Origin of the sequence: Bradyrhizobium sp. USDA 326 (assembly GCF_049739485.1) — a bacterium.
In the GTDB taxonomy this organism is placed as follows: domain Bacteria; phylum Pseudomonadota; class Alphaproteobacteria; order Rhizobiales; family Xanthobacteraceae; genus Bradyrhizobium.
Genome location: NZ_JBMGQA010000001.1, coordinates 6,925,529 through 6,938,337 on the forward strand (window position 1 = coordinate 6,925,529; position 12,809 = coordinate 6,938,337).

A 12,809-nucleotide genomic window follows, 5' to 3' on the forward strand; every position below is an offset into this window, starting at 1 on the left:
TGCACGGCCACACGCATCGCGCGAGCTTCGCTCTGTTCACCGTAAATTAAGCAGTTGCGGAACACATATCGAACATATAGTGTCCGTTCATGATTTGTTTCGAGGATGTAGCGGTTTATCGCCCGGCTTCCTCGTCTCGGAATTGAACGACATCAACCGGGGGACTTTGGTCGAGATGTTGACGCGCAAACAATACGAGCTTCTGCGGTTCATCAGTGAACGTCTGAAGGAGAGCGGCGTGCCGCCGTCCTTCGACGAGATGAAGGATGCGCTCGATCTGCGCTCGAAGTCAGGCATCCATCGCCTGATCACTGCGCTCGAGGAGCGCGGCTTCATCCGCCGCCTGCCCAACCGCGCCCGTGCCATCGAGGTCATTAAGCTGCCCGAGCTGCAGGCCGCCGCCGGCAGCCGCCGCGGCTTCACGCCGAGCGTCATCGAGGGCAATCTCGGCAAGGTGCGCGCGACCTCCAGCCCGCCTGTGGACGAGGGCGAGCGTCCCGTCGCGGTGCCCGTGATGGGCCGCATCGCGGCCGGCACGCCGATCGAGGCGTTGCAGACGCGCAGTCACACCATCAGCGTGCCGCCTGACATGCTCGGCTCGGGCGAGCACTACGCACTCGAAGTGCGCGGCGATTCGATGGTCGAGGCCGGCATCCTCGACGGCGACATGGCGCTGATCCAGCGCAACGAGAGCGCCGACACCGGCGACATCGTGGTGGCGCTGATCGACGACGAGGAGGCCACGCTCAAGCGCTTCCGCCGCCGCGGCGCCTCAATCGCGCTCGAGCCCGCCAACGCCGCCTACGAAGTCCGCATTCTTCCGCCGAACCGCGTGAAGATTCAGGGCAAGCTGATCGGGCTGTACCGGAAGTACTGAGCGGTCCTGCGCTCGTTACACTGATTGGAGCGGGTCATTCTCCGCTCCGGCTGGATGGTCTTTCCGGTTCTGCTCAGACTATCCGGCCCCCTCCTCCGGCGCGACATCCTCGACACGCCGCGCGCAGCAGCATCGCTTCGCGACCCGGGAGTTCGAGGAGACGTCATGCGCCAGCGCTGACCGCAACACCAGCGCGCCGCAAGCCGTTGCCACACAATCGCACCGCCAAATGCGAACGGAATTGGGCTAGCGAGCCGCAAGTGCGAAATGCAATCGCACAGCCTCTGCAATCGAGCCGGCAATTCACGTTGGTTGGCAGCCGCGGGGCGCTGACGCACGCGCCTTCCGAACACGCATGCATCGTCTTTGTTCCTATCGAATCCGGGAAAGATAATGTGATCGCGGCTTGCGGACGCAGCCGCAGATTTGCCTACAACAGAGCAGAGCGTTGCGTGCTTCCACCCTGATAGAGGCCTGCGCCTCCAAAGGAGGTGCGGGTCGCTATCTTCGCATGAGGAGCACCCGATGTGTGACTACAGCCTGCATGCCGTCGCGACACGCCCCGCCGAAGTCGGCGAGACGATCGTCACAACAACGTTCCGCGGCACCTCGACGCGCGGCTTCGCCTCCGAAGCCGATCTCTCGGTTGCGGTCTGCCTGCTGCCGGGAACGGAGCTCGCGTTCGCCGACAACGTCCGTTACGACAATCGCTGGATCTGGACGCGTACCGTCAATTCCCGCGTCGGCAAGTTCGGCAAGATCGATCCGCACATTCCCGATCGCCATCATGACGCGATCGAATTCCCCGACGGCAAATACGTGCTGGTGACACAGCTCGTCGAAGGCCAGCGCGCGACCGTGCTGCAACTGCCGGTGACCCAGCCGGTTGCCGAACGCGAGCACAAGCCGCAGATCGCTGCCGACACGCGGTCCACGATCACGCGCCTGCCGATCGGCTGACGTCGTCGCCCCCGGCCGATGGTCGTGGGCCAGGAATGAAATGCCATCGCCGGCCGAGGCCGGCGAGATGGTATGGTTTGCGTCCTGCGGATCCCGTCCGATCGACCTCCCCCGCATCGCTCCTCAATCGTCCGCCCGCAAGTCCGTCTCCGATGGCGTCGCGTCCCGGTTGCGGGGCACGGCCGTCTTCGGCGCAAGGCTGCCGTCGAAATCGCCCTCGCCGGCGCCGGCCGGCAGCCAGGGGCGGCTTGTGCCTCTCGCCCTCACTGCCTGAACCGAGAAACCGTCACCGCTCTGCGTCAGAGCCAGCGCGCCCTGACTGGCGAGCCGCGGCCGATCGACAACCATCGCCGCGCAATCAGGCGGCGCGGGCAGCGCCGTCACCACCAGCGCGGCGCGGCTGCAATCGTCGGCCAGTGCGTCGATGCGGAGCGCCAACGCGACCAGCCGACCGTCCGCGAGCGGCGTCACGCAGCCGGCCTCGTCACACGACACACCGTTGGCCAGCGAGGCGTTGCCGGCATCGCGCGCATCGGCATCGGCAGCTAACCATTCCCTCAGCAGGAAGCCATCCTTGCTCGCACGGATCACATGCAGCTGCCCGTCCCTGCCCCGCACGGCGACACTCGCGCCATCCCCGGCAATCAGGATATCGGGTTGCCGCACCGACAGCCCCCAGAGGATCGCTGCCAGCAGCACCAGGGCACCGGACCAGCGCAGGGGCGTGCGCAGCAGCCCCATCACGATGATCCCGAGGCTCGCCACGATCAGCGGCGCGATCCCGAACGCGGGAATGCGGCCGACCGCTCCCGGCAGTGCCGCTACCCAGCGCGAGACCGCGACCATCCAGTCGATGCCGATTCCCATCAGCCACCAGAACACGCCGTCGAGTCCGAACGGGGCTGCGAGCAACCCCAACAGCCCCGCCGGCATCACCAGCGCCGAGACCACCGGCATCGCGCCGAGATTGGCGAGCACGCCGTACGGCGTCACACGGTGGAAGTGGAAGGCGGCATAGGGCGTGGTCGCAAGCCCCGCGATCAACGAGGCCAGGAACAGCATCGCGATCTCGCGGCCGCCCCACAGCGCGATCCGCGCCGTTGTGGAATGATCGGGCGATGCGAGCAGGTTCGGCATGCCGATCTGCACCAGCGCCACCAGCCCGAGCGTTGCCGCAAAGGACATCTGAAAACTCGGATGAACCAGCGCCTCGGGAGCGACCGCGAGCACGATCAGCGCGGCCACCGCCAGCGTCCGGAACGTGATGGCGCGGCGGTCCACCATCACGGCGATCAATACCACCGCCGTCATGAAGAACGACCTTTGCGTCGCGACCTCCGCGCCGGACAGCAGCAGATAGAACGCAGCCGCAACAAGCGCCGCGGCTGCCGACCACTTCTTGATGGCAAAGCCGGCCGCCAGCCCCGGGATCAGAGCGAGGAGCGCGCGAACAGCGAAGAACACGACACCGGCGACGACCGCCATGTGATAGCCGGAGATCGACAGCACATGGCCGAGCCCGGAGACGAACATCGCGTCGTTGACGGGCGCGGTGATCGCGTCGCGCCGCCCCGTCAGCAGCGCGGTCGCGATCGCGCGATTGTCGCCTTCGAGCGTCGCACGGATGCGGGCATCGATCGCATCGCGCAGGCCCTGCATGAAAGCCGCGTAGCGGAGCCGCAAGCCGACGGCATCCGGCGGCGGCGCGGCCGTGATCGCGCCCATCACGAAGCCGGAGGCGCCAATGCCCTGGAAGAACATGTCGCGCGAGAAATCGTAGCTGCCGGGGCGCACCGGCGAGATCGGCGGCAGCAGCCGCGCCTTCAATTGCACGAAGCTGCCGACCTCCGGTGCCGTTCCCTTGCGCACGGACAGACGCACGCGGTCGAGCTTGACGTCGCTGCGCTGCGCCTCCATCGCGCTGACGCGCAGCACGAAACGATCGGTGCGCTCGCGGATGTCGCGCGCCTCCACGAACCCCGACAGCGACACCGAATAGAGCGGCTTGGCCAGCACGGCATGGGCGATGCGCGCCGTCTTCCAGGTCGCAACGGCAAAACCTGCCGCGACCGCCGCGATCATGATCACGGGAGCAAACAGCCGGCGCCGGCGCAGCAGCACCGCACCCAGCATGAGCGCGACAGCCGTTGCGACAACGACCCACAGCACCGGCTCGTGATCGGCGGCGAAATACAGCGCGATGCCCGCGCCGAAAGCGACGGGCACCCATGGCAACAACCTCCCGGCGCCGGCCTCGGCGCGAGCCCATTCGCGCAGCGTTTCGACGATTGGCGGCCAGACACCAAAGCCCGCCGGCGCAAAGCCGCCCGCCGGTTCGGCGCGGCCGACCGGCCACGTCCCCGCAACTCCCTGGGAGCGCACTGGCCGGCCCGGCTCCGCCATTCCCCTGCACCTACGATACGCGACGGGAACGGAGGCTACCGGAACGTGTGACTGCGCGAATAGCGGTACAAATCAGGAACAGGCGGCGGAGCGCCCTACTTTTCCTCGTCCATCGTCACCGCGACCGAGGCCTTGGCCGACAGCCGGACCTTGTTGCCTTCGACATCGGCAACGAGGCCCTTGTCGATGAAATGATGGTGCCCCTTGTGGCTGCCCTCGCCGCTGTCCTTCTTGGTCAGCTTGATGCGGTTGCCCTCGACACGATCGACGGTGCCGACATGGACGCCGTCGGCGCCGATCACTTCCATATGCTCTGCGATGTTCTGCATGGCGGGATCCTTGTTTGGATCCCAGCCAACGCACCAGTCCCACGTTCGTTTCCACCGCCCGATGACGATGCTGTGTGCGGCTAAAGCGCGATGCGATTAGGATGAATCGTCATCGCGCTTTTGGTGGCTGTTCAAGCATGGCCTTTTCGGAAGACCGCTGCGCACTTTTCCGGATCATGCTCAGGCGCGTCAGATCAGCGGCGCCTGCGACGAAGCGTGATGATTGACGATCTTCCACTCGCCGTCCTCGCGGATGAGCACCCAGCTCATCTTGACGACGAGATCGGGGCGCTCGCCGGCGAGATCGAACGCGATGATCGCGGCCATGTTGATCAGATCGGGGCTGGCCTGCACCGCGTTCACCTCGGAGAAGGTCGCGCTGGGTTCGCGCCAGCGCGGCAACCCATTGAAATAGTCAGCGACGCCGCCCTGCCGCGATAGAGTTTCGGATTGGAGCCGAAGAAGAACGCATTCTTCGCATAGAGCGACGACAGCGCGGCCGCGTCGAGCTTGGCAAAGCCGGCGCACCATTTCGCGATGACGGCGGAAACGATGGCGTCGGCTTCGCTGCTCATGGGCGCATCAACCTTTCGCGACTTCCTTCGCGAACGTGTCGCGGAGGCCGATGGTGCGCGAGAACACCGGCTTGCCCGGGGTCGAATCCTTGTCGCGGACGAAGTAGCCCTGGCGCTCGAACTGCATCGGCTCGGTCGAATTGCTCTCCGCAACGGAAGCCTCGACCCGCGCCTCGGAGAGGATCTCCAGCGAATTCGGATTGAGATCCGCCGCAAAGTTCGAGGCATCCGGACTCGGCTTGGCGAACAGCTGGTTGTAGATGCGGATCTCCGCCGGCTTCGAGGCCGCCGCCGGCAGCCAGTGCATGGTCGCCTTGACCTTGCGGCCGTCGGGCGCGTTGCCGCCCCTGGTCGCGGGATCGTAGGTGCAGCGCAGCTCCACCACCTCGCCCTTGTCGTTCTTGATCACGCCGGTGCACTTGACGAAATAGGCGTAGCGCAGCCGCACCTCGCTGCCCGGCGAGAGGCGGAAGAACTTCTTCGGCGGGTTCTCCATGAAGTCGTCCTGCTCGATATAGAGCTCGCGGCCGAACGTGATCTTGCGCGTGCCGGCGCTCGCGTCGTCGGGATGGTTGATCGCCTCGAGCTCCTCGGTCTGCCCTTCCGGATAGTTCTCGATCACGACCTTGAGCGGTCTCAAGACCGCCATGCGTCGCTGCGCCGTGCGGTTCAGCTCCTCGCGGATGCAGAATTCGAGCATGCCGACGTCAACCACGCTGTTGGCTTTCGCAACGCCGATGCGCTTGACGAATTCGCGCAAGGCCGCCGGCGGCACGCCGCGGCGACGCATGCCCGCCATGGTCGGCATCCGCGGATCGTCCCAGCCCGCGACATGGCCGTCGCGGACGAGCTGGGTCAGCACGCGCTTGGACAGCAGCGTGTAGGTCAGGTTCAGCCGCGCGAATTCGTACTGGTGCGGTTTCGACGGCACCGGCAGCTTCTCGATGAACCAGTCATAGAGCGGCCGGTGGTCCTCGAACTCCAGCGTGCAGATCGAATGCGTGATGCCCTCGATCGCGTCCGACTGACCATGCGCGTAATCGTAGCTCGGATAGATGCTCCACTTCGTGCCGGTGCGCGGATGATGCGCATGCAGGATGCGGTACAGCACGGGGTCACGCAGGTTGATGTTGCCCGCGGCCATGTCGATCTTGGCCCGCAGCACGCGCGCGCCGTTCGGGAATTCGCCGGCCTTCATGCGGCGGAACAGGTCGAGGTTCTCGTCCACGCTGCGGTCGCGGAACGGCGAGTTCTTGCCGGGCTCGGTCAGCGTGCCGCGCGAGAGGCGGATCTCCTCCTGGGTCTGGTCATCGACATAGGCGAGCCCGTCGCGGATCAGCTGCTCCGCCCATTCATACAGGCGGTCGAAATAGTCCGAGGCGAAGAACAGGTTCTTGCCCCATTCGAAGCCGAGCCAGCGCACGTCGGCCTGGATGGAATCGATATATTCCTGCTCTTCCTTGACCGGGTTGGTATCGTCGAAGCGCAGATGGCAGCGGCCCGGAAACTCCTGGGCGATACCGAAGTTGAGTGCGATCGACTTGGCGTGGCCGATATGCAAATAGCCGTTCGGCTCCGGCGGGAACCGGGTCACGATCTCCTTGTACTTGCCCTGATCGAGGTCGGCCTGAATGATGTCACGAATGAAATCGCGTCCAGCCTCAGCTGCCACCGGTTCTGTCATTACGAAAATCCTGTAGGGAAATCAGCGGTCCTTCTGCCAAATTCGCGCGGCCACGCCAAGAGCTTAAGCAAGGGCCGCCGGGTCCGCCGTCGGGCTTTAGTTATGTCCCGTTCCTGCTATACACCACCGCCTCAAATGCATAGGCCCTGCCAAGAATGTCCGATTCCGTCGTCACGCGCTTCGCTCCCTCGCCGACCGGCTTCCTCCATATCGGGGGTGCGCGCACGGCGCTGTTCAACTGGCTCTATGCGAAGAAGCACGGCGGCAAGATGCTGCTCCGGATCGAGGATACCGACCGGGAGCGTTCCACGGAGGCAGCCATCGCAGCCATCCTCGACGGCCTGAGATGGCTGGAGCTCGGCTGGGACGGCGAGGTCATCTACCAGTTCGCCCGCGCTGCGCGCCATCGCGAGGTGGCCGAGCAGCTGCTGGCCGACGGCAAGGCCTACCGCTGCTACGCCACGGCGGAGGAGCTCGCCGCCATGCGCGAGAAAGCGCGCGCGGAGGGGCGCACGCGCCTCTATGACGGCATGTGGCGCGACCGCGATCCCGCGACCGCTCCGAGCGACGTCAAGCCCACCATCCGCCTGCGCGCGCCGCAGACCGGCGAGACCGTGATCGAGGACCAGGTTCAGGGCCGCGTAGTCTGGCAGAACGAGAACCTCGACGATCTCGTCCTGCTGCGCGGCGACGGCAACCCGACCTATATGCTCGCCGTGGTGGTCGATGACCACGACATGGGCGTCACCCATGTGATCCGCGGCGACGACCATCTGATCAACGCCGCGCGCCAGAAGCAGATCTACGATGCGATGGGCTGGGCGCTGCCGAGCATGTCCCACATCCCGCTGATCCATGGCCCGGACGGCTCGAAACTGTCCAAGCGGCACGGCGCGCTGGGCGTCGATGCCTACCGCGCCATGGGTTACCTGCCGGCCGCGCTGCGCAACTACCTCGTCCGGCTCGGCTGGAGCCATGGCGACCAGGAGATCTTCTCGACCGAGGAGATGATCGCGGCGTTCGACCTTGCCAGCGTCGGCCGCGCCGCCGCCCGCTTCGACTTCGCCAAGCTGGAGAACCTCAACGGTCACTACATCCGCCACACCGACGATCAATCGCTCGTGAAGATGTTCGAGGACGTGCTCGACCACGTGCCCGGATGCAACGAGCTTAAGGTCAAGTTAAACGACACCACGCGCGCGCAGCTCCTCAAGGCCATGCCGGCCCTGAAGGAGCGCGCCAAGACGCTGATCGAGCTGATCGACGCCGCCCATTTCATCTTCGCCGACAGGCCACTGGAGCTCGATCCCAAGGCGCAGGCGCTGTTGACACAAGAGAACCGCAAGCTGATCGGCCAGCTTCATTCCGCGCTGGAGAAAGTCGAGACGTGGAGCGGCACCGCCACCGAAGCCGCGCTGCGCGCCTTTGCCGAGGAAAATAGTCTCAAGCTCGGCGCGGTTGCCCAGCCACTGAGGGCGGCGCTCACCGGACGGACGACGTCGCCTGGTATATTTGAGGTTTTGGACGTTCTGGGGCGCCAGGAAACCCTGGGCCGGCTTGAGGACCAGTCTACGACGTAAGTCGACCATGCGTGCGGCGATCTTGCAGCGCACATAGCAATAATATACCCATCTCCCCCGTACATTCTGGAACATCCGGCCTGCCCCATGATCTGCCTAGGGGCCTCCGGCTTCGGCCCGTTTCACCACACATCGGGGACTACGATGGACGCAAAACCAAGCAATAAGACCGCCACGCTGACGGTAGGAAACAAGAATTACGAGCTTCCGATCCTCAGCGGCAGCGTCGGGCCCGATGTCGTCGATATCGGCAAGCTCTACGGCCAGTCCGGCCTGTTCACCTACGATCCGGGCTTCACGTCGACCGCGAGCTGCCAGTCCAAGATCACCTATATCGACGGCGACGCGGGCGTGCTGGAATACCGCGGCTACCCGATCGAACAGCTCGCCGAGCATGGTGACTTCCTGGAGACCTGCTATCTCCTGCTCTACGGGAACCTGCCGACCGCCTCGCAGAAGAAGGATTTCGACCACCGCGTGACCCATCACACGATGGTGCACGAGCAGATGGCCCGCTTCTTCCAGGGCTTCCGCCGTGATGCCCATCCGATGGCGATCATGGTTGCGGCCGTCGGCGCGCTCGCCGCGTTCTATCACGACTCGACCGACATCAACGATCCGAAGCAGCGCATGATCGCTTCCATGCGCATGATCGCCAAGATCCCGACGCTGGCGGCGATGGCCTACAAGTACACCGTCGGCCAGCCCTTCATCTATCCGAAGAACTCGCTGGGCTTTGCCGAGAACTTCCTCAACATGTGCTTCGCGGTGCCCTGCGAGGATTACAAGGTGAGCCCCGTGCTCGCCGATGCGCTCGAGAAGATCTTCATCCTGCACGCCGACCACGAGCAGAATGCCTCGACCTCGACGGTGCGCATCGCTGGCTCCTCGGGCGCCAACCCGTTCGCCTGCATCGCGGCGGGCATCGCCTGCCTCTGGGGTCCCGCGCATGGCGGCGCCAACGAAGCCGCGCTCAACATGCTCTACGACATCGGCACGGTCGACAAGATCCCCGAGTTCATCGCCAAGGTGAAGGACAAGAACTCCGAAGTCCGCCTGATGGGCTTCGGTCACCGCGTCTACAAGAACTACGATCCGCGCGCCAAGATCATGCAGAAGATGTGTCACGCCGTGCTCAAGGAGACCGGCCATGGCGACGATCCGATGCTGAAGGTGGCGATGGAGCTCGAGAAGATCGCGCTCAGCGACCAGTACTTCATCGATCGCAAGCTCTACCCGAATGTCGACTTCTATTCGGGCATCACGCTGAAGGCGATGGGCTTCCCGGTCTCGATGTTCACCGTGCTGTTCGCGGTCGCCCGCACCGTCGGCTGGATCAGCCAGTGGAGCGAGATGATCGAGGATCCGCAGCAGAAGATCGGCCGTCCGCGCCAGCTCTACACCGGCGTGACCAAGCGCGATTACGTGCCGATCGGCGATCGCAAGTAAGTTCGGCCGTCACGGCTTTCGAAACGGCGCCATCTCACGATGGCGCCGTTTTCGTTTGCGGGTTTACCGCCGACCCTCGCGCATCGTCGCCAGCACGATATCGGCGGCGAGCACGCTCGGCGACTTGTTGCCGGTCGACATGATCTGATCGAGCTGGGCGAATGCCTCGACCTGCTGCCGGCGGAGCGGCGAATCCGTCAGCAGCTCGGCGAGCGCTGATACCAGCTTCTCCGGCGTGCAGTCCTCCTGCAAATACTCGGGAATGACATCCCTGCCGATCACGAGATTGGCAAGGATCACCGAGGAGACGCGGATCGCGCGGCGCAGGATGAAGGCCTCGATCGCGCCGACGCGATACGCCGTCACCATCGGAATGCCCGAGAGTGCGAGCTCGAGCGTCACCGTGCCGGATTTGGCCAGCGCAGCGTGGGCGATACGGAAGGCGGCACGCTTCTCGTTCTCGCCGATCACGATCTGCGGCTTGACCGGCCAGTTCGCGACGCCCTCGCGGATGGTGGCTTCGAGATGCGGCATGGTCGGCAGCATCAGTTCGAACGCACAGCCCTCACCCTTTAAGCGGCCGAGCGTTGCGCCGAACACGTCGAGATGATGCCTGACCTCGCTGCGGCGGCTGCCGGGCAGCACCAGCAGCACCGGCGGCTCACTGTCGCGGCGCGTCTGCTCCTCCGCACTCGGCCGCAGCGAGCCCAATTGCTCGATCAGGGGATGGCCGACATAGCTGCAGGGCGGCCCGCCGAGCTTGCGGTATTCCTCGGGCTCGAACGGCAGCAGGCCGAGCACGTGGTCGACATAGCCGAGCATGGTCCGCGCCCGTCCTGGCCGCCATGCCCAGAGCTGCGGCGAGACGTAGTCGACGATCGGGATCGCGGGATTGCGCACGCGCACGCGGCGGGCGACGCGATGGGTGAAGTCGGGGCTGTCGATGATGACGAGGGCGTCGGGCGCGGCCTCGGCCACCGCGTCAGCGGTGTCGCGGATCAGCCGCAGGATCTTCGGCAGTTGCTGCACCACCGCGGCAAAGCCGACGATCGACAACTCCTCGATCGAAAACAGCGATTCGAGCCCCTCGCGCGCCATGGTGCGGCCGCCGACGCCCAGGAACTGTACACCGTCGCCGAGGCGCTGGCGCAGCACCTTCATCAAGGCGCTGCCGAGCCGGTCGCCGGATTCTTCCGTGGCGATCAGGAAGATCTTGCGCATGGGATCGCGCCCCTGCATCACGCGGGCAGGCCGATGATGAAGAGATATTTTGCGTCGGCAAGCGCGATCATCGCTTGCGGCTCCGCGGCGATGGTGTTGCCGGCGATGACGGCGATGCCCGCAAGGCCGGCGGCCGCGACGCCCTCGATCGTGCGCGGGCCGATCGTCGGCAGGTCGAAGCGTAGATCCTGGCCGCTCTTCGGCGCCTTCACCAGCACGCCGCGACCCGTGGCGGCGCGGATACGGCCCTCCTCGCGCAGCCGCGCGACGCGGGCGAGCAGCGCGTCGGTGCCCTCGATGTCCTCGACCGCCACGACATGGCCGTCGATCACCACCGCGGCCTGGCCGATGTCGAACGGACCGAGCGCGGTCAGCACCGCGCGCCCGCGCTCGATGTCGGCCTTGCTGGTGTCGCTGGGCCAGGCGCGACTGATGCAGCCCTCGGGCATCAGCAGATCCGGTGCGACGTCCTTGATGCCGATCATGCGAAAGCCGTCCTGCTCGAGCATGCGGCCGACACCGGACAACAGATGATCGTCGCCGCCGCGAAAGGCGCGGATGACATTGCCGAGCAGGCGGAGCGTCTTGACGTCGAAACGGATCTCCGACAGCGAGGGCCGCACCAGGGTGCCGATGAAGATCAGGTCGCGGCAGCCCTCCTCGCGAAACAGCCGCATCGCGCGGCCGAGCTGGCCGACCGAGATCCAGCGATGGCGGAATTTCTCCACCCGCACGGGATCGCAGGCCCCACGCAGCGGAAACAGCACCGGCGTGATGCCGTGCGCGGCGAGCGACTCGGCGACTGCGAACGGCATGGCGCCGCCGCCGGCGACGATGCCGACCGGTGACGAAACCTGCGAAGCCGCCGATGTCATGCCCGCGGCCATCCCGGACTCACTTCGCGATGGCGGGAAGACAGAGCGGGCGCTTGCCCTTGCCGATGAAATCGAGGATTTCGGCGATCGCGGGATCTTCGCCTGCCAGCGGCCGCGCCGCCTCCAGGCGCTCGGCGAAGGTCCCGGGGCCATGGAAGAGCTTCTGGTAGAATGCGCGCACGGTCGCGAGCCGCTGCTTGGTGAACTTGCGACGCTTCATGCCGATCAGGTTGAGGCTTTCCAGCACCGCATATTGGCCGTTGACCAGCCCATACGGGATCACGTCGTCGCGCACGCCGCACACACCTCCGACCATGACATAGGGGCCGATGCGCGTGAACTGATGCACCGCCGACAGGCCGCCGATGTAAACGGCATCGCCGATCTCGCAGTGACCGCCGAGCGTCGCTGACGTCGCGAAGATCACGTTGTCGCCGACCATGCAGTCATGGCCGACATGGCTGTTGTTCATGAAATAGCCGCCGTTGCCGACGCGCGTCAGCCCACCACCCTTGATCGTGCCGACATTCATCGTCGCACCTTCCCGGATGGTGCAGCCAGAGCCAATCTCAAGCCGGGTCGGCTCCCCCTTGTAACTGAGATCCTGCGGGGCACCGCCGAGCACGACGAACGGCGAGATCACGCAACCATCGCCGAGCGAGGTGTGGCCGATGACGGTGACATGCCCGATCAGCCTGCAATTCGCGCCGATCACGACATTCGGGCCGATGATGCAATAGGGCCCGATCTCGGTGCCCTCGCCGATCACGGCGCCGTCCGCGATCCGCGCGGTGGGATCAATCTTGCTCATCAAGCCAATCTTACTCGTCAAGAAGGTCTGGTTATGTGTTGAAGT

The 12,809-nt window shown here is 65.4% G+C and carries 10 protein-coding genes and 1 pseudogene; 4 read left to right on the forward strand and 7 right to left on the reverse strand.

From position 1 onward, the window contains the following. Positions 1 to 175 precede the first annotated feature (175 nt). Positions 176 to 877: a transcriptional repressor LexA gene (lexA, locus tag ABIG06_RS32655; RefSeq protein ID WP_028177622.1), complete on the forward strand. Its 702-nt coding sequence runs from the start codon at positions 176 to 178 to the stop codon at positions 875 to 877. Between the two features lie 525 nt (positions 878 to 1,402). Then, positions 1,403 to 1,837 carry a hypothetical protein gene (locus tag ABIG06_RS32660; RefSeq protein WP_199751275.1) on the forward strand — a complete coding sequence of 145 codons (435 nt, stop codon included), beginning with the start codon at positions 1,403 to 1,405 and terminating at the stop codon, positions 1,835 to 1,837. A gap of 123 nt (positions 1,838 to 1,960) precedes the next feature. On the opposite strand, the gene ABIG06_RS32665 is transcribed toward ABIG06_RS32660, so the two are convergent. The 4 genes and pseudogenes from ABIG06_RS32665 to ABIG06_RS32680 all read right to left on the reverse strand — a co-directional run bounded on the left by ABIG06_RS32665 (position 1,961) and on the right by ABIG06_RS32680 (position 6,828). Continuing rightward, a complete protein-coding gene (locus ABIG06_RS32665) occupies positions 1,961 to 4,240 on the reverse strand; it encodes a ComEC/Rec2 family competence protein (RefSeq protein WP_370140035.1) in 2,280 nt (759 codons plus the stop codon). A 95-nt stretch (positions 4,241 to 4,335) separates the two neighbouring features. Then, on the reverse strand, positions 4,336 to 4,569 hold the full coding sequence (locus tag ABIG06_RS32670) for a DUF2171 domain-containing protein (protein WP_370140036.1): 234 nt from the start codon (positions 4,567 to 4,569) through the stop codon (positions 4,336 to 4,338). Positions 4,570 to 4,758: 189 nt separating this feature from the next. Further along, positions 4,759 to 5,144 (reverse strand): annotated as a pseudogene (locus ABIG06_RS32675) (YybH family protein). A gap of 7 nt (positions 5,145 to 5,151) precedes the next feature. After that, positions 5,152 to 6,828 carry a glutamine--tRNA ligase/YqeY domain fusion protein gene (locus ABIG06_RS32680; RefSeq protein WP_424578486.1) on the reverse strand — a complete coding sequence of 559 codons (1,677 nt, stop codon included), beginning with the start codon at positions 6,826 to 6,828 and terminating at the stop codon, positions 5,152 to 5,154. Positions 6,829 to 6,983: 155 nt separating this feature from the next. On the opposite strand from ABIG06_RS32680, the gene gltX reads away from it, so the two are divergent. Then, positions 6,984 to 8,408 carry a glutamate--tRNA ligase gene (gene gltX, locus ABIG06_RS32685; RefSeq protein WP_370140037.1) on the forward strand — a complete coding sequence of 475 codons (1,425 nt, stop codon included), beginning with the start codon at positions 6,984 to 6,986 and terminating at the stop codon, positions 8,406 to 8,408. Positions 8,409 to 8,552: 144 nt separating this feature from the next. Continuing rightward, positions 8,553 to 9,857, forward strand: coding sequence for a citrate synthase (gltA, locus tag ABIG06_RS32690; protein WP_124158115.1), 1,305 nt, complete (start codon positions 8,553 to 8,555; stop codon positions 9,855 to 9,857). Between the two features lie 63 nt (positions 9,858 to 9,920). Here gltA and lpxB read toward each other — a convergent pair whose 3' ends face one another. Genes lpxB through lpxA form a run of 3 tightly spaced genes read right to left on the reverse strand, consistent with a single transcriptional unit; the run spans position 9,921 to position 12,764 of the window. Further along, positions 9,921 to 11,099: a lipid-A-disaccharide synthase gene (gene lpxB, locus ABIG06_RS32695; RefSeq protein ID WP_370140039.1), complete on the reverse strand. Its 1,179-nt coding sequence runs from the start codon at positions 11,097 to 11,099 to the stop codon at positions 9,921 to 9,923. Then, a complete protein-coding gene (locus ABIG06_RS32700; protein ID WP_370140040.1) occupies positions 11,096 to 11,953 on the reverse strand; it encodes an LpxI family protein in 858 nt (285 codons plus the stop codon). The genes lpxB and ABIG06_RS32700 overlap by 4 nt, the downstream gene beginning before the upstream one ends. A gap of 19 nt (positions 11,954 to 11,972) precedes the next feature. After that, positions 11,973 to 12,764, reverse strand: a complete 792-nt coding sequence (gene lpxA / locus ABIG06_RS32705; RefSeq protein ID WP_370140041.1) for an acyl-ACP--UDP-N-acetylglucosamine O-acyltransferase — start codon at positions 12,762 to 12,764, stop codon at positions 11,973 to 11,975. Positions 12,765 to 12,809 lie beyond the last annotated feature (45 nt).